Source organism: Desulfurellaceae bacterium, assembly GCA_021296095.1.
Lineage (GTDB): Bacteria > Desulfobacterota > Binatia > Bin18 > Bin18 > JAAXHF01.
Genome location: JAGWBB010000029.1, coordinates 16,819 through 33,791, shown reverse-complemented (window position 1 = coordinate 33,791; position 16,973 = coordinate 16,819). Strand labels below are relative to the sequence as shown.

Genomic DNA, 16,973 nt, shown 5'->3' with positions numbered 1-16,973 from the left:
CCGATGACGCGCAGCGTTGCCGATGCGGCGGTCATGCTGCGCGCGATTGCGGGCTTTGACCCCAACGATCCGACCACCCGACGGGAATCGGTCCGCGACTATATGGACCTGATCGACAATGGGGTCAAGGCGCTGCGGATCGGCGTGGACGAAGCCTACTGTACCGACGGCGTGGAGACCGAGGTTGGTCAGGCCGTGCTGGCCACGGTCAAGGTCTTGCAGGATGCGGGCGCTGATATCCGCGAGGTCAAGGTCAGCGGCATCACCGACGAGGTGCTGGGCGCCTGGTTTACGATCTGTGCGGCCGAGGCTGCGGCCGCCCACGCTGCAACCTATCCGGCGCGGGCCGACGATTACGGTCCGACCTTTCGCTCCTTTCTAGCGGAAGGCGTCAAGGTCAGCGGCGCCGACTATGTCGCGGCGCATATCATACGCCAGGGGGTGTGCCGCATGATTGACGACCTGTGGCAAGAGGTCGATCTGCTGCTGTGTCCGTCAACGCCCAGCGCGCCGGTTCCCCTGTCGGAGTTTTCTCCCCACGCTCCCCTGTCGCGGGCGGCCGCCGGCGGTCTGCTGCGCCATACCGCGCCGTTCGATTTTTCGGGCAGCCCGACCATCTCGGTCCCGTGCGGCTTTAATGCCGACGGCCTGCCGCTGAGTCTCCAGCTCGTCGGCCGCCACGGCGAGGAGGGCACGATCATACAGGCCGGCCAGGTTTATGAGCAGGCCACCGAGTGGCATACCCATCGGCCGCCGGTGTAGTTGAAGAAGGGGCGAGTGATTAGGGGCGAGTGATTAGGGGAACTGACCACTAACCACTCGCCACTAACCCTAACTGTCGCCCCGGTACAGGGCGCCCTGCTTGTACAGGGCGTCGAGGCTGTCCGGGGAGCGTCCCAGATACTGGCCGAACACCTCGTCGTTGTGTTCGCCGAGGAAGGGCGCTTCAAGGTCGAGGCTGTCCGGGAAGGCCGAGAACTTGAACGGAAAGCCGGGGATGGTCACCTCACCCAGAATCCGGTCCGGGACCTGGCGGACCATTTTTCGGGCCGCAAAATACGGGTGGGAAACCGTCTCTTCGATTGACATGACCGGGCCGGCCGGCACCCTATGGTCGGCCAGAGCCTTGAGGGCGGCCTCATCAGTCGGGAAGCTTCGCAGCCAGGCCTCGATCATGGGGATCAGCTCTTCCTTGTGTTTGGCGCGTCTGCCGGCCGACGAGAAGCGCGGGTCGTCGATCAGTTCCGGTCTGCCCAGCGCCCGCGCCACATTCGGCCACTGGCGGTTGAGGGCCAGAATCACCATATAGCCCTCAGGCCCCTTGAAAACGCCCTGGGGACACGACAGCCGGTGATGGATGCCGAACCGCAGCGGGGTATAGGCGCCCTTGCTGGCCGCGTACAGCTGCACCTCGACCGATTGCATATGGTACAGGGAATCGACCATCGACAGGTCGATATACTGGCCCTGGCCGGTCCGGTCGCGGTGCAGCAGGGCATAGCCCAGGGCGGCAAAGGCGTGTACCCCGGCGACCCCGTCGGCAATCGCCACGCCGACAAAGCGGGGCGGACCGTCCGGGTCGCCGGTCATATGCATGATGCCGGAAAACGCCTGGGCGATGTAATCGTAGCCGGTCAGGTGGGACAGCGGACCCTGGCGGCCAAAGGCCGAGATTGAGCACATGATGATGCCCGGGTTGAGCTGCTTGAGCGCCTCGTAGTCCAGGCCGCGGCGTTGCAGGACGCCCGGTCCATAGTTCTCAATGACCACATCCACGTGCGGAATCAGCGCTCTGATTAGCTCGATTGCTTCGGGCTTTTTGAAATCCAGACAGATGCTCTTCTTGCCACGGTTTTGCTGGATGAAGTAGACGCTGCGGCCGTCCTTGAGAAAGGGGATGGTGCGCGACGGGTCGCCCTGCTGGGCCTGTTCGACCTTAATGACCTCGGCCCCGAGTTCGGCCATCAGGCGGGTGGCCGTCGGGCCGGCCAGATATTGGGTGAAATCCAGGACGGTGACGCCGGCCAGCATGGGCGGCTGTTGGGGTGTCGTGGCCATAGGCTCTCCCTTCAGAAATTCTCGTGCGGGGTATGACGCCCCTGTATAGCGCACGGGGCGGCGGCGTGCCAGGCTGCGCCGCCTTGTCTGTCGTGGTCGAGCAGTTTATACGGAGAGGCGTGGAGACAAGATAAAGAGACGAATACCTCGGGTGAGTGTTGAGCGGCATAGCCCAGGATGCTGAAACCCAGACGCTCTCCCATAGAGACGTGACATGGCCACAATAGAAGGCTTCAGAGTAGTAAATTTCAAGTCGCTCAAGGACGTGACAGTGGGTCGGTTGTGGTACCAGCGTCAAGACGACCCGCTTACGCCCATGACTGTGGTAATTGGTAAAAACGGGGTGGGAAAAAGCGCCCTGTTTGATGCGTTCGGGTTTCTCGCGGATGCCCTTAAGTTCGGCGTTGAGGAAGCCTGTGATGCACGCGGACACGGCGGCTTCGAGAGACTACGGACACAGGGACAGACAGGTCCAATCGAGTTCAAGGTGTATTATAGAGCATGTGCCAATGTCCCTCCTATCACCTACGAAATTGGAATCGAGATAGACGAATCCGGGCGCCCCTATGTGATGCGCGAATTGATGCATGAATACCGGGAAAACGACCGACTACTTTGTTTCCTCACACTCCATCAAGGCCGTGGTTGGGCGTGGAGGGGCAGCCAAGCGGGCCATCAGGTCGATGAAGAAGCGGAAGGTTTCGATTCTTTTAAGTTAGAAAAATCGCTCGAAGAGGGGGAGACGCGATTCGAAGATGTCGAAACCATTGACTTGCAAGACCCACGCAAGCTTGGCATCGCCACGCTTGGTGAGTTAGAGAAACACCCGAGAATTGTCGCTTTTCGCCGCTTCATCGAAGGATGGTATCTGAGCTACTTCACTCCAGATGCGGCGCGCGGCCTACCTCTGGCCGGTCCACAACAGCGTCTCAACGTGCATGGCGACAACCTCAGCAATGTCGTACAGTTCATGGAGCGAGAACATCCGAAGCAGTTCCAGGCTATTCTAAAAGAGATCGCCGAGAGAATTCCGGGTATAGACAAAATTGCAACGGAAAAAACTGCCGACGGCCGGTTGCTGCTCAAGTTCAACGACAAAGGCTTTCAAGACCCCTTTTACGCTCAGCAGATGTCAGACAGGACGCTGAAGGTGTTCGCGTATCTTTTGCTTCTCAATGATCCGACTCCGCCGCCGTTCCTGTGCATCGAAGAGCCGGAAAACGGCCTGTACCACAAGCTTCTGGAAACGCTTGCACATGAATTTCGTGAACACGCGAGCCGCCAGAATAATGCCTCACAGGTTTTTATTACGACCCATCAACCCTACCTCGTCGATGCGCTTGACCCGAAAGAGGCGGACGGTTTTTCAACGATTCGGCGGGCCAGCGACGATCCGCTTGTGAATAATATGGTCGCGGAAGGATTGCCGTTGGGCGGCCTGTGGTACAGCGATTATCTTGACAAGAGGTAATTGGATGCACTTCGAGGGACTCGTTGAAGACCAGTCCGGCAAAGCGATGCTCGACATTTTGCTGGATAAGATCATCGACAAGCCACATAGGTTTGACGTCAAAGCCTATCGTGGCATTGGTCGCATTCCTAAAAACCTCAAGAGCACGGATGATGCCCGTAAGCGCCAGTTGCTCAACCAACTCCCCAGACTGCTCAGGGGACATGGAAGGACATTTGCCGGCTATGAGGCATGGCTGTTAGGCGATATTCCTGCGGTCAAAGCAGCGTATCCGAGAGCCAGGGACAATCCACTGAATCGTTACGAAAACGACGCGATTTGCGGGACGTGGGAACTGCTGGCCGACGCGGTCTGCCGTGGCGGATTAAAGAAGCTCGCAGGTGAGGGAGGGCAGGCGGTAGGCAGGGAAAAATCAAACTGGTCGAAGACTATCGCTCCACACATGGATGTCGAGAATAACGCCTCTCCCAGCTTCTGCTATTTTCGGGAAAAAGTCCGAGGGCTGGCGGGGGCGGCTGGCTGATGCGGGCCTGCTCTGCGCTGGGAAACGGGAGGAACGATGCGGGCACTCCACTGGGACGGGCGACAGCTGCGGCTTGAGGGGCGCTATGCCGCTCCCTCCGTCCGCGACGGATTTGCGCTGGTCCGGGTGCGCTTGGCCGGTATTTGCTCGACCGACCTCCAGATCTTCAAAGGCTATATGGATTTTGCCGGAGTGCCCGGCCACGAATTTGTCGGTGAGGTGGCCGAAGGGCCGTCCGGGCTGATGGACAAACGGGTCGTGGGTGAGATCAATTTTGCCTGCGGAACGTGTGATACCTGCCGTGGCGGCATGCCGCGCCACTGCCCGACCCGGCAGGTCATGGGCATTCTGAACGCTGATGGCAGCTTTGCCGAGTACATGGCCGTGCCGGTTGCAAACCTGCATGTCGTGCCGGACACGGTTGCCGATGAAGAAGCGGTTTTCACCGAGCCCCTGGCCGCCGCGTTCGAGATACTGGAACAGGTTTCCGTGCCGACAAACGCCGAGGTCGTTGTGTTTGGCGACGGAAAGCTGGGGTTGTTATGCGCCCAGGTGCTGCATCAGACCGGCGCGCGGGTGACGCTCGTTGGGAAACATGCAGACAAGCTCGGACTTGTCGCCGGCCTCGGGCTGCGGACGAGCTTGTTGGCCGGTTGGAAAATGTTCGGGGCCGATATCGTTGTCGAAGCCACCGGCTCGGAGGGCGGACTGGCCCTGGCCATGCAGACGGTTCGGCCACGCGGGACGCTGGTGCTGAAGAGCACGCTGGCCGCACACCACCGCCTGTCTCTGGCGCCGTTGGTGATCAACGAAGTGACGGTTGTCGGGTCCCGCTGCGGGCTGTTTGGTCCGGCCCTGGACGCACTGGCACAGAGACGGGTGCGTGTCTCGCCGCTGGTTGATAAAGTCTATCCGTTGAGCGGTGGGCTTGAGGCAGCGCAGCATGCGGCCCGGCCGGGCGTGCTCAAAGTCTTGCTGAGCAATTCGTAGCACCCGCTCCTCTTGCTATGGTAGACTGAAACCGTTTCACGCCAGCAGATTTCGAGTACGACTTTGAGCATGACAAGCTTGCAGCACACCATGTGACTTTCGATGAAGCGGTCGAATGTTTTTTCTCTGACTTTGAAGTGCGCCGCAATAAATCGTATCGTGATCGCTATCAACTCGTTGGGAGAACAGTCGGAGGACGGAGTCTCAAGGTTATTTTCCAACTCAAGCCGGGCGATGTTGTCCGTATCATCACAGGATGGTCGATATGAGTGCAAAAAAAAGAGCGGCCGAACTCTCCGAGCGAGCGATTGATGATCTTGTTGTCGCGCAAGCAGATGAGAAAGCGGACTGGGAGAAACCGATACAGGTTCGGAAGACGAAGTATGCTTCGGTCTCGCTGTCTGGTGATCTGGTGGCGCGAGCAAGATTCTTCGCCCACCTGCATCGCGAAGCTGACATGGAAGCATGGTTGGGACGAGTCATTCAAGAACGGCTCGATCTGGAAGAAGCCGCCTTTGCCGAGTTAAAACGCGATCTTGTCATAAAGGGGAAAGACCCTCGACAAGAGGCATAGCGGGGACTGGAGAAGCTTTGGGCTGAGCTGCTGACGGCCAGAGAAAGCGGCGGACAATTCCAGAACACAGAGAGGGCGGCGATGAATATCACACGATGGATCTTGTTGGTCGGTGCCGGAGTGCTGGTGCTGGTGTGGCTCGAAGTGAGAAAGCCGAGCAGCGAGCCGGCGCCGCTGGCCCATGAGGCGGCCTTCTTTGACGCGGCCGGCTCGGGGGATGTAGCTACTCTGGAGAGCATGCTCAACGGCGGGGTGGACGTGAACGTCAGGGACGACAGCTTCGGCCATACGGCGCTGATTATCGCCTCACGCCGGGGGCATCTGCCGGTGGTCGAACTGCTGCTGGCCAAAGGAGCGGATGTCAATGTCGCGGATAATTACGGCAATACGGCCCTGCGCTGGGCGCTGAGAACCAACCGGGGCGAGTCCCAGGCCATTATTCGGCGGCTCAGGCAGGCCGGGGCGGTCGAACCCGGCCAGGCTGCGCATGTTGCGCAGGGTCTGGTTCGCCTGGTAGGGTCGGTGGCCGACACGCCCGTGCCTGGGCGCGGGACAGCCTGAGACACACAGGAGGAGTATGATGAGTGCACCGGTTTACGTGTTGGGCGGATATCAGACCGATTTTGCCCGCAACTGGATGAAAGAAGGCCAGACGATTGTCGAGATGATCACCGAGTCGGTCTCCGAAGGTTTCAAAGCGGCCGGGCTTGAGCCCCAGGAGGTGGATGTCGCCCACGTCGGGAATTTTGCCGCCGAACTGTACTGCAAGCAGGGCCACCTGGGCGCCTTTCTGGCCGAGATCGACCCCGCGCTGTCCGGCATTCCGACCTCGCGCCACGAAGCCGCCTGCGCCTCCGGGAGTGTGTCGATGCTGATGGCCTCGGCCGAGATTGAGGCCGGTCGCTACGACCTGGCGCTGATCGTCGGGGTGGAACAGATGAAAACGGTCGATCCTGCCACGGGCGGCGATTTCCTGGGTACCGCAGCCTGGTACGACCAGGAGGCCAAGGGCGTGGCGTTTGCCTTTCCCAAGCTGTTCGGGCAGCTGGGCGACGTGTATGAGGGCCGCTACGGTCTGAAAGAAGAACACCTGACCCGGATCGCTGAGATTAACTACGCCAACGCCCGCCGTAATCCGCAGGCCCAGACCCGGGGCTGGTTTCCGGACGAAAGCCAGGATCTGTCTTCGGGCAAATATGTCAATCCGGTCGCCGGACGGCTGCGGGTGCGCGACTGCTCCCAGGTGACGGATGGAGCCAGTTCGATTTTCCTGGCCTCGGAAGCCTTCGCCGAAAAATATGCCGACCGCCACGGCCTGTCCGTAGACCGTATCCCGCGCCTGTTGGGCTGGGGCCATCACACCGCGCCGATCAAGTTCGACACCAAGATCGCCGAGAGCCGGGACAATCCATACGTCTTGCCCCACACCCGCCAGGCGATTGTCGATGCCTTTCAGCGGGCCGAGTTGCCGGATGCCTGGAGTGTCCAGGGCATCGAGACCCACGACTGCTTCACCACCTCGGAGTATATGGCAATTGACCACTTTGGCCTGACCCAGCCCGGAGAGTCGTGGAAGGCGGTGGAAGAGGGCGTGATCGAGTTCGGCGGCAAGCTGCCCATCAACGCCAGCGGCGGCCTGATTGGCTGTGGGCATCCAGTTGGTGCGACCGGCGTCCGTCAGGCGCTCGACGCCTATAAGCAGGTGTCAGAACAGGCCGGCGACTACCAGATCGACGGCGCCCAGAAGATTGCGACGCTGAACATCGGCGGCTCGGGCACGACCAGCGTGGCGCTGGTCATCGGTCGCTAGCCCGTCTCGCCTGTCTTCCACTCCGTTTCATCCGGGCTGCATCGGAGTCCGGGTGGGCGGAACTATTCCTCTTTTCTACCCTCCGTTCGGATAGACGACCAGGCGCCGAAACGGGTCTTCACCCTCGCTCTTGGAGCGCAGGCCGTAGCTTTTCACCAACTCGTGCTGCAAGCGTCGCAGGCGGGGGATCTGGGGCGAGAGTTCGAGCGCCCGCTTGTGTTCCAGAACCTGCTCCACAATGGCTTCGGCCTCATTCAGGGCGGCCTGATCTTCGGGGAAGGCGGCGGCCAGCTGATCGCGCAGAAACTTGCCCATCTGGACTAGCGTAGCGCTACGCAGGGTATACAGCGGCAGGCCGTGGCTGACGAGCAGGCGCAGTTCCTTGGGTTGGCGTTTGAGCTGGCCTTTGACGGTGAGCACGACATCGGCCTGATTGGCCTGGGGGACGAGCCGGGCCGGGGCGTTCAGGTCACGAATGGCCTGTTCCAGGCGATGACGGTTCACTCCGTAGGGAAAGATGCGGAGCGGTTTGCCCGGCGTAGCCTGGTAGGGTGAAGCGTCCAGAGCTGGATCGAGAGGCTCCGGCGTGGGCTCGGCCGGACGAACCTCAATCTGGCCGTCGTCGAGCCGGGTACGTCGCTCGACCGCAGGTGGGCGGCCGCGTAAAAAGCCGTCCACCGCAGCCGTTACCTCGGGATGAATCGCAAAGTGCGACCGGTCGTGGATTTCGATCAGCACGTCGAAGGTTGGCGGGGCTTTACGTTCCAGGACCGTTTTCTGGGTCCCGCGCCGCCGGGCCTCCATATCGCCCAGGGTGACGGACTGTATGCCGCCGATGAGATCGGCCAGGGTTGGGTTTTGGATCAGATTCTCCAGTTCGCTGCCGTGGGCCGTGGCAATCAACCGCACGCCTCGTTCGGCAATCGTGCGGGCCGCGTTGGCCTCGGCCTCGGTCCCGATCTCATCAACCACAATGACCTCGGGCATGTGGTTTTCGACCGCCTCAATCATGACCTGGTGCTGCAGATTGGGCGAGGGCACCTGCATGCGGCGCGCCCGGCCGATCCCGGAGTGCGGGATATCCCCGTCGCCGGCAATCTCGTTTGAGGTATCGACCACAATGACCCGCTTGTCCGCCTCATCGGCCAGAACCCGGGCGGCCTCGCGCAGCAGGGTCGTTTTGCCCACCCCGGGCGGGCCGAGCAGCAGGATGCTCTTTTTGTCTTCGGTGACCAGATCCTTGACAATCCGCACCGTGCCAAAAACCGCCCGGCCGACCCGACAGGTGAGACCGATGGCTTCTCCGGTCCGGTTGCGGATGGCCGAGATGCGGTGCAGGGTGCGCGGAATGCCGGCCCGGTTGTCGTGGGTGAACATGCCGACCCGGCTGACGGTAAAGGCGATGTCGTCGTGGCTGACCGGCGCGTTGAGCAGGAAGCGGGTCTTGTCGAGGTAGCGGGCCTCGGGCTGGCGTCCGAGGTCGAGGATGACTTCGAGCAGGTTCTCGAGGCCGGACTCGTCGATCAGAGCGTCGCGTATTTCGGCCGGCAGAACATCAAGCAAGAGGTCGAGGTTTTCCACCACTGCCGAAGACATCGCCGGTGGCTTCCCGCACTCGGCGTCGGGCAACGGCGAGGTGGGTGCTGCACCGTCGGTCTGGTGTGCGCCAGGTTCGGGACGTGTCATGTCTGGGGCTGGCTCCTAGCACGAGACGGACGCGGACGGACCGGGGGTGGGGTACATGGCTTCAATCTGCTCCTGGCGGGTTTCCAGGACGTGACGGCGTCTGATCTTCATGGTTGGCGTCAGCTCTCCCCGGTCCTGAGAAAAGGGCTGGTCGAGGACGCGGAACTGGCGGATGCGGGCCGGGGTCGGCAGGGTTTTATTGAGGGCGTTCACCCGGTCGCGGAACAGGCCCTGGACGGTCTGGTGGCTGAGAACGGTCTGCCAGTCGCCCGATACGCCGTTCTTGCGTGCCAGGGTCTCGACCAGGGCCTGGTTAGGGACGAGCAGGGCGGTGACAAACGGCCGTTTATCACCGATGAGGCAGGCTTCTTCGATCAGCGGGTCCTGTTTGAGGGCACCCTCGATCGGCTGGGGCGCGATATTCTCGCCCGAGTCGGTGATGATCAGATCCTTTTTGCGGTCGGTGATGGTAATGAAGCCGTCGCCGTCAATGGTCCCCACGTCACCCGTATGCAACCATCCGTCGGCGTCAAGGACGGCTACGGTGTCCTCGGGGCGTTGATAATAGCCGTCCATGATGTTCGGGCCGCGGGCGCAGATCTCGCCATCGGCGTCGATTTTGACCTCGACCTGCGGCAGGGCGAGGCCGACCGTGCCAAGACGGGTCTGGCCCGGCCTGTTGCACGAGATGACAGGCCCGGCTTCGGTCAAGCCGTAGCCTTCATACACGGTGATGCCGATGCCATAAAAGAAGCGGGCGATCTCGGCGTTGAGCGGCGCCCCGCCCGAGACCAGAAAGCGAATTCGTCCGCCCAGCGTGTGGCGTAATTTCTGAAACACGAGACGGTCGATGAGCTGGAGTTGCAGCTGGTGCAGGGGCGGAATCGCCTGGTCCTCCACCCGTCTGGTGCCGACCGACTTGCCCAGGCCCAGCGCCCAGTCCAGCAGCTGCCGCTTGGGAAAGCCGGCGCTTTCCCGCTCGCCGAGGACGCGGCGATAGACCAGCTCCAGCACGCGCGGCACACAGCACAAGACCGTCGGTCTGACCTCGGCCAAGTCCCTGAGCAGGCTGACCGTTCCGCCGCCGTAGGCGATGCTGCCGCCAACCGACAGCGGCGTGTAAAGCCCGGTCGTGCGCTCAAACCCGTGCGACAGAGGCAAGAAAGACAGCGACACATCGTCTGCGGTCAGCGGCAGCACCTGGGGCGCGTCGTGCACATTGCTCAGCATGTTGCGGTGGCTCAGCATGACGCCCTTGGGGAAACCGGTCGTGCCCGAGGTGTAGATGATCGTCGCCAGCCCAGGGTCGGGTACCGGCTGGCGTCTGTCGGACTGTTGCTCGCCGAGCGCCAGCAGTTCGGCAAAACGGCAGCCAGTGAGCGGCCCGGGGTCGAACGGCTGGTCCTCGGGGTCGAGGACAACGACGTGCGACAGGTCGGGCAGGTCGGGGGCGATGCGTCGGATCTTGTCGAGCTGGCCGCGGCCGGACACGGCAATGAAGCTGGCGCCGGAATCCTTGAGAATATAGGCCAAGTCCTGGCCGGGGCTGGACAGGTACAGCGGTACATCGACGCCGCCCAGGTACAGGCAGGCCAGATCCATGATCGGCCATTCGGGCTGGTTCTCGGCCAGCAGGGCCAGACGATCCCCGGTCTTGAAGCCCAGAGCTGCCAGGCCGTGGGCGGCGGAGACGATCTGGTCGGCCAGCTGCTGCCACGAGAGGTCTTCCCACTGCTCGCGACGTTTACACTGAAAAACGCGGCGGGAAGGGTGGCGCTCGGCTCGGTCCAGGACCATGGTGGCAAGAGAGGTGGTTGTCATGCTGCTTCCTGTGCCATGGGGTGCTGGCTGGGACAATAGACCAAGCGGTGGGCAAAGACCAGCCGCTGTGGAAGATCGTGGGGAAGAAAAGGCCGGGGTGTGGGGAAGCCCCGACCCGCTTCCCCACACCGGCTCAACAGGGCCGGACCGACAGGCTCAGGCCACGACCTGCTTCAGAAAACCGCGCAGGTCGGCGTTAAAGTCGGCCGGTTTTTCGAGCTGATAGAAATGCCCCACGTCGTCAATCACCTTGATCTGGGCGTTGGGGATATGATCGGCCAGGAACTGATTGACCTCGACTGTAGTGGCCTGATCCTCTCTGCCGGCGTAAATCTGGGTCGGCTTGGTGATGGTCTTGAGCCGCTCCGAGATGTTCCAGTTAAAGACCCCGTTGGGATCGCTGGCCGAGGCAAAGAAGACGTGCTTGGGAAAATTGTCGTCCACCATGAACTTGGCCTTGACCAGATCGAGTACCTCGGGCCGGTCCCGCTTGGTCTTGGCCGCCACCGCGCCTTCCATCAGGCCGCTGAAGGCGCCGGTGAGGTCGTCCTGAAAGGCTTGGCCGGCTTCGGGCGGCATGCCGGCCGACATGTTTGTTCCGCTGCTGACAATCACATTGGCCAGGACCCGGTCGGGAAAGTCCAGGTTGAACTGCATGGCGATCATGCCCCCGATCGAGTTGCCGACCAGGATGGCTGTGTCGATCTTGAGCTGGTCGAGCACGGCCGCCACATCGGCCGCCATTTCGCCCATGGCATAGCCCTGCTCAGGCTTGTCCGAGCGGCCGTGGCCGCGGTGGTCAATGGTGACGCACTGATACTCCTGGGCAAAGGTATAGGTCTGGAAGTACCAGATGTTGCCGTTGGTCGAGAAGGGGTGCAGAAACACGATCGGGGTTCCCTGACCGTGGCTCTCATAGTACACGTTCACGCCGTTGCGCTGGATATGGGGCATACGCCAATCCTCCTTGTGGCTCCAAAAAAGTGCCCCTCCTTTATCACACCGCCTGTGCCAAAGCCAAGCGGCCGCCGGACGTCTTGACACAGCCACGGCAGAGTGTGAGAAAAGGGCCTGCCGGTTCGACATTCTTATCCGCATTTTTCTCAGGAGGGACAGCATGGAGATTACCACCGAACGCGCAAATGTTACCGTTGATACCCAGACCATGGGCGCCTATCTGGCCCGGCCCAGCGCGCCGGGGACGTATCCTGCGGTTCTGGTGTTTATGGAAATCTTTGGGGTCAACTCACACATTCGTGAGGTCACCGAGCGCGTCGCGGCCGAGGGGTATGTCGCGCTGGCGCCGGATTTTTTCCACCGCACCGGACCTGGCGTGGAGTACGGCTATGACGAGACCGGCATAACCGAGGGTATCAAGCTGCTCAACCAGCTCCAGGCCGACGAAATGGTCGCTGACGCCCGGGCCAGCCTCTCGTTTCTCAAGCGTAAGAACTATGTGGGGGGCGACCGGTTCGGGGCGATTGGCTTTTGTGTCGGCGGCCATATGACCTATCTGACGGCGTGCGAGACGGAAGTCAAAGCTGCGGCCAGCTTTTATGGCGGCGGGATTGCCGGGCCGCAGGGCTTTGGCGGTGGGCCGTCTACCCTGAGTCGGACGGGCAAGATCGGTGGCAGGATCGTGTGTCTGTTTGGCGAAAAGGACGCGGCCATTCCACTGGATCAGGTGGACGCCATTCGAGCCGAACTGAACACGCACAACATCGCCCATGAGGTCGTGGTCTATCCAGGCGCCGAGCACGGCTTTTTCTGCGACCAGCGTGGATCGTACAACCAGGCTGCGGCCGACGACGCCTGGCAGCGGGTCACGACCCTGTTTGCGGCCGAGCTGGCCGGCTGAGACGGCTGCCATCATCCCGATTGAGCGAGGAGCGTATGGGCGCACTGGATGGAAAAGTCGCAATTGTCACCGGCGCCGGACGCCTGCGCGGCATTGGCCGGGCGGCCGCAGTGGCCCTGGCCGACCTGGGTGCCGACCTGGTGGTGACCGGCACCGGTCGTGATCCGTCCCGCTACCCGGATGACGAGAAAGCGGTTGGCTGGCGCGATATTGACAGCGTGGCCGATCAGGTCCGCGAGCGGGGACGGCGCTGTGTGCCGCTGGTCGCCAATATTGCCGACAGCGCCGATGTCCAACGGACGGTCGAAGAGACGCTCTCGGCCTTGGGTCGGATCGATATCCTGATCAATAATGCCGCCACCGCCCGGGGACCGGACCGGGTGGCGCTGACCGAGCTGTCCGAGCAGCTGTGGCGTCAGGTGCTTGAGATCAAGCTGACGGGCAGCTTTTTGATGAGTCAGGCCGTGGTCCCGCACCTGATCAGCCAGGCCCAGGGCGGCAGCATCGTCAATATCTCGTCTATTGCGGGCAAGCGTGGCATGCCGAATACGGTCGCCTATTGCACCTCAAACGCTGGCATCCAGGGCTTCAGCCAGGCCCTGGCCATGGAGCTGGCCCCGCACCAGATCCGCGTCAACGCGGTGTGTCCGGGCGTGATCGATACCTCACGCATGGACGATCTGGGTCGCGAAGAACGCTGGGAAGCGACGATCCAGCAGTTGATTCCGCTCAAGCGGGCCGGTACCGACGAGGAAGTCGGCAGATTTATCGCCTATCTGTGTACCCCTGACGCGTCTTACATCACCGGCCAGTCGCTGAACATCGACGGCGGTGTGGTCATGTGGTGAGGCGCACGCTCAGCGTATCCCGCCGGGCGTCCACCTGACCGATGGTGACCCGCAGCCTGGTGCCCAGCCGGGGGCGGGGCGACAGATTCATCGGCACGACCAGCAGCGTATCTTCCAACTCGACAAAGGAGCGACCGCGCCATTCCCGCACGACCTGGGCGTCGACCTGTTGGCCGGTCCGGGTTTCCAGGCAGCGCAGTAGCCAGTAGCGGGTGCTCTCCCGCTCACAGCGTTTGGCGGCCACGCTCGACTCCTGGGCTCCGGCGGCGACGAGCTGGAGGCGTTCCTCGTCAAACAGGGCGCTGCCGTGGGCGAGGTGATGCTTGATCTGGTGATGCATCTGCAGGTCGTGGTAACGCCGCAGCGGAGAGGTGACCTGGGTGTAGCTGTCCAGCCCCAGGGCGCTGTGCGAGACGGGCAGCGTCCCCCGCTGGGCGGGCTTCATCAAGCGCCGGGCGGCATGGATGTACACCTGCTGGCTGGGACACTGGTCGGGGCTGGGGACCGCCTCATCGGGCGGTGGCTGGCCGATATACAAGGCCGGCAGGTCATGGCGTTGGCAGTAGCGGGCGGCAATCTCGTTGGCCAGAATCATGCATTCGCCGACCAGCCGCCGAGTCGGCGAGTCGTTGGCCAGGATCGCAACCGTGATCTCGGGCGGGTCGCCCGTCGGGCTGTCGCTGACCCGGACCTTGACCTCGCTGCCCTCGATAATCACCGCCCCGTTTTCCACCCGTCGGGCACGGCGTCGCTCTGCCACGGTATTGAGTTGCTGGAGGGCGGCGGTGTACGGATCGTCGCCCGCCGTCTCCAGCAGGGCGTCGGCCTCGGCATAGGTCAGCCGCCGAGCCACCCGAATCACGCTGCGGCAGATACGCTCGACGCGCAGCTGGCCACGCTCGTCCAGGCTGGCGAAAAAACTCAGCACCGGCCGGTCTTGTCCGGCAACCAGGCTGGCGGTCTGCTGGCTGAGGGTCGGCGGCAGCATGGGCAGGGTCAGGCGGGGTAGATAGACCGTGGTGCCGCGCTGCAGGGCGGCGCGGTCGATTGTGCCGCCGGGCGGGACAAAAAAGCCGGCGTCGGTGATATGCACCCCGATCAGAAGTCTGCCGTCTTCTTCGCTCAGGCTGAGGGCGTCGTCAATATCGCTGGTCTCGGCGTCGTCGATGGTAAAGGTCAGCAGGGATCGCAGGTCCTGATAGCCCGGTTGGCCGGGCGGAAAGGCCGGCACGGCCTCGGCCGCAGCAAGAACCTCGTCTGAAAACCGGGTCGGGATGTCGTAGCGCAGCAGGCTCAGTTCTTCCTCGGTGTCCCAGACGCCGAGGGCGACCAGGAGCTGGAAGGCCACATCCCAGGGATGACCCTTGGCCCGAAAGCCGGTCTCGGCCAGGAGTTTGAGGGCTGGGGACTTTTTGTCATAATTCTCGCCGTGCAGGGCCAGCCCGGTGAGCAGGGCGAGAAAGCGCTCGCTGCCGTCCGGCCGCTCCAGGCTTCCGGCTTGTGTCTGGGCGGTCTGCACCCAGGCCACAAACTCGGCCTGAGCGCGCACCCGCTGGCGTTCCACGGCCTGTTGATGCAGCAGCTCCTCCACGCTCTTGGCATCGCGCAGGACAAACTCACCGAGCTGCTTTTCTTTGAAATACACGCCCTCATTCCACAGCGCGTCCAAGACCCCGGCCATGGCCAGCCGATCATCGCCGGACACCACGAAGGCGGCCAGCTCCTGCCACGAAAACGTGCCGGTGTCCTCGCCCTGGAGCAGCTCCCACAGCTCTCTGAGGTCGAGGCGCTGGGCCGAGCGCACGACCTGCTGGCGCAGCTCCTGAAAGTGTTTTTTGAGGGCTGCCGGCGGCTGGCTGGGCGACACCGTCTGGGCACAGTCCAGGACGATGCGGTCCGGGATGAGGACGGACTTTTTGCCATCCTCGCCCACAATTTCGACCTGGGTCTTGCCCTTGCTGGTCTTTGACGGGGGCGTGGTAATCGCTCCCAGGGCCAAGCGGCCGCGCTCACGGTAGACAATGACGGTTCCAATCTGCATAGTACGTAACGAATGACCGCTGAAGGGTTGTGTACACTATGCCCGCCGCTATGCTGCAAGTCAAAGTGATGGACAGTCTCCAGGAGGTCGACCCGGCCGAGTGGGACGATCTCGTCGGTGCTGAGTCGCCTTTTCTCGAATGGGGCTGGCTGTCGAGCATGGAAGAGTCGCGCTGTGTGGTGCCCAAGACCGGCTGGCAGCCCCAGCATCTGGTCGTCTACGAGGACCAGCGGCTGGTTGCCGCCTGCCCCCTGTATCTCAAGGGGCACAGCATGGGCGAGTTTGTCTTTGACCATGGCTGGGCCGACGCCGCCCACCGGGCGGGCATTGAGTACTATCCCAAGATGTTGGTCGCGGCGCCGTTTACTCCGGCCACGGGCATCCGTTTTCTGACCGCTGCGGGCAGCGACCGGCGAGCCCTCATCCAGCTGCTGGGCAAGACCCTGCAGGAGATCTGCCAGCAAAACGAATTCTCTTCGGTCCACGTCAATTTTTGTCTGCCGGATGAGGCCGAGGCCCTGGCCGAGATCGGCTACCTCAAACGGATGGGCTTGCAGTACCAGTGGCTGAACTACGCCTACGAGACCTTCGACGATTATCTGGCTCATTTCCGCAATAAGCGCCGGAATCAGATCAAACGCGAAATGCGCGAAATGGATCAGCTCGGGGTGACGATTGAGGCTCACACCGGCGAGGAGATCACGGACGAGTTGTTCCCCTATATGTACCGGCTGTACAAAGCTCATATTGACAAGCTGTACTGGGGCCGCCAATACCTGCGCTCGGAGTTTTTCGATTTGCTGGCCGAGCGGTTTCGCCAGAATCTGTGCTTTGTGGTGGCCCGTTACCAGGGCGAAGTCATCGCCGGCACAATCAACGTCCAGAAGAGCGGGGTGCTGTACGGCCGCTATTGGGGCTGTTTTCGCGAGCTGCGCCATCTGCACTTCAACGTCTGCTACTACGCGGCGATTGCCCACTGTATCCAGAACGGCATCGTGCGCTTCGAGCCCGGCGCGGGCGGTGACTTCAAGCGCCTGCGCGGCTTTGATCCCCAACCGACGATCAGCATGCACTTCATGGTCGAGCCGCGTTTTGCCGCAGCGGTGAACCGCTTTCTTGAGCGGGAGCGCGATCAGGTCGATCAGACGATTGACTGGCTCCAGCAGGACAGTGAACTCAAGCTGGGGACAGGAGAGGACAGGCTGCGGCCTCTGCAACAGAAAAAGTGGAGGGGGGAGGCGTGAGGGCGGTCTGGCCCCGCCCGCGCGTTGACAGCCGCCACCGCACGGCCTA

Annotated in this window: 17 protein-coding genes; 11 read left to right on the top strand and 6 right to left on the bottom strand. The window is 62.3% G+C overall.

Annotation, left to right across the window (positions count from 1 at the left end):
• On the top strand, window positions 1–762 hold a 762-nt coding region (locus J4F42_09125), incomplete at its 5' end, for an amidase (GenBank protein ID MCE2485659.1).
• A gap of 69 nt (window positions 763–831) precedes the next feature.
• On the opposite strand, the gene J4F42_09120 is transcribed toward J4F42_09125, so the two are convergent.
• Complete coding sequence (locus J4F42_09120) at window positions 832–2,058, bottom strand: CoA transferase (GenBank protein ID MCE2485658.1); 1,227 nt, start codon at window positions 2,056–2,058, stop codon at window positions 832–834.
• An 11-nt stretch (window positions 2,059–2,069) separates the two neighbouring features.
• Window positions 2,070–2,261: a hypothetical protein gene (locus J4F42_09115; protein MCE2485657.1), complete on the bottom strand. Its 192-nt coding sequence runs from the start codon at window positions 2,259–2,261 to the stop codon at window positions 2,070–2,072.
• A gap of 11 nt (window positions 2,262–2,272) precedes the next feature.
• On the opposite strand from J4F42_09115, the gene J4F42_09110 reads away from it, so the two are divergent.
• The 7 genes from J4F42_09110 to J4F42_09080 all read left to right on the top strand — a co-directional run bounded on the left by J4F42_09110 (window position 2,273) and on the right by J4F42_09080 (window position 7,426).
• A complete protein-coding gene (locus J4F42_09110; GenBank protein MCE2485656.1) occupies window positions 2,273–3,529 on the top strand; it encodes an AAA family ATPase in 1,257 nt (418 codons plus the stop codon).
• Between the two features lie 4 nt (window positions 3,530–3,533).
• Window positions 3,534–4,052, top strand: a complete 519-nt coding sequence (locus J4F42_09105; protein ID MCE2485655.1) for a hypothetical protein — start codon at window positions 3,534–3,536, stop codon at window positions 4,050–4,052.
• A gap of 36 nt (window positions 4,053–4,088) precedes the next feature.
• Complete coding sequence (locus tag J4F42_09100) at window positions 4,089–5,042, top strand: alcohol dehydrogenase catalytic domain-containing protein (GenBank protein ID MCE2485654.1); 954 nt, start codon at window positions 4,089–4,091, stop codon at window positions 5,040–5,042.
• A 92-nt stretch (window positions 5,043–5,134) separates the two neighbouring features.
• Entirely contained in the window at window positions 5,135–5,311 is a 177-nt protein-coding gene (locus tag J4F42_09095) for a hypothetical protein (GenBank protein ID MCE2485653.1), read from the top strand.
• On the top strand, window positions 5,308–5,616 hold the full coding sequence (locus J4F42_09090; GenBank protein MCE2485652.1) for a hypothetical protein: 309 nt from the start codon (window positions 5,308–5,310) through the stop codon (window positions 5,614–5,616). Before J4F42_09095 ends, J4F42_09090 begins: the two co-directional genes overlap by 4 nt.
• An 81-nt stretch (window positions 5,617–5,697) precedes the next feature.
• A complete protein-coding gene (locus tag J4F42_09085) occupies window positions 5,698–6,177 on the top strand; it encodes an ankyrin repeat domain-containing protein (protein MCE2485651.1) in 480 nt (159 codons plus the stop codon).
• A 19-nt stretch (window positions 6,178–6,196) separates the two neighbouring features.
• Window positions 6,197–7,426: an acetyl-CoA acetyltransferase gene (locus J4F42_09080; protein ID MCE2485650.1), complete on the top strand. Its 1,230-nt coding sequence runs from the start codon at window positions 6,197–6,199 to the stop codon at window positions 7,424–7,426.
• A gap of 75 nt (window positions 7,427–7,501) precedes the next feature.
• On the opposite strand, the gene J4F42_09075 is transcribed toward J4F42_09080, so the two are convergent.
• The 3 genes from J4F42_09075 to J4F42_09065 form a co-directional block, all read right to left on the bottom strand.
• A complete protein-coding gene (locus tag J4F42_09075) occupies window positions 7,502–9,022 on the bottom strand; it encodes an AAA family ATPase (protein ID MCE2485649.1) in 1,521 nt (506 codons plus the stop codon).
• Between the two features lie 105 nt (window positions 9,023–9,127).
• Entirely contained in the window at window positions 9,128–10,933 is a 1,806-nt protein-coding gene (locus J4F42_09070) for a long-chain fatty acid--CoA ligase (protein MCE2485648.1), read from the bottom strand.
• Between the two features lie 156 nt (window positions 10,934–11,089).
• A complete protein-coding gene (locus tag J4F42_09065) occupies window positions 11,090–11,887 on the bottom strand; it encodes an alpha/beta hydrolase (protein ID MCE2485647.1) in 798 nt (265 codons plus the stop codon).
• 163 nt (window positions 11,888–12,050) lie between these two features.
• Between J4F42_09065 and J4F42_09060 the strand changes: the two genes are divergently transcribed.
• Window positions 12,051–12,791 carry a dienelactone hydrolase family protein gene (locus J4F42_09060; GenBank protein MCE2485646.1) on the top strand — a complete coding sequence of 247 codons (741 nt, stop codon included), beginning with the start codon at window positions 12,051–12,053 and terminating at the stop codon, window positions 12,789–12,791.
• Window positions 12,792–12,826: 35 nt separating this feature from the next.
• Window positions 12,827–13,639, top strand: coding sequence for an SDR family oxidoreductase (locus tag J4F42_09055; GenBank protein ID MCE2485645.1), 813 nt, complete (start codon window positions 12,827–12,829; stop codon window positions 13,637–13,639).
• On the opposite strand, the gene J4F42_09050 is transcribed toward J4F42_09055, so the two are convergent.
• Window positions 13,629–15,680, bottom strand: coding sequence for a VacB/RNase II family 3'-5' exoribonuclease (locus J4F42_09050; protein MCE2485644.1), 2,052 nt, complete (start codon window positions 15,678–15,680; stop codon window positions 13,629–13,631). The two genes, J4F42_09055 and J4F42_09050, sit on opposite strands and share 11 nt — an antisense overlap.
• 38 nt (window positions 15,681–15,718) lie before the next feature.
• Between J4F42_09050 and J4F42_09045 the strand changes: the two genes are divergently transcribed.
• Entirely contained in the window at window positions 15,719–16,924 is a 1,206-nt protein-coding gene (locus tag J4F42_09045; protein MCE2485643.1) for an N-acetyltransferase, read from the top strand.
• Window positions 16,925–16,973: the final 49 nt, after the last annotated feature.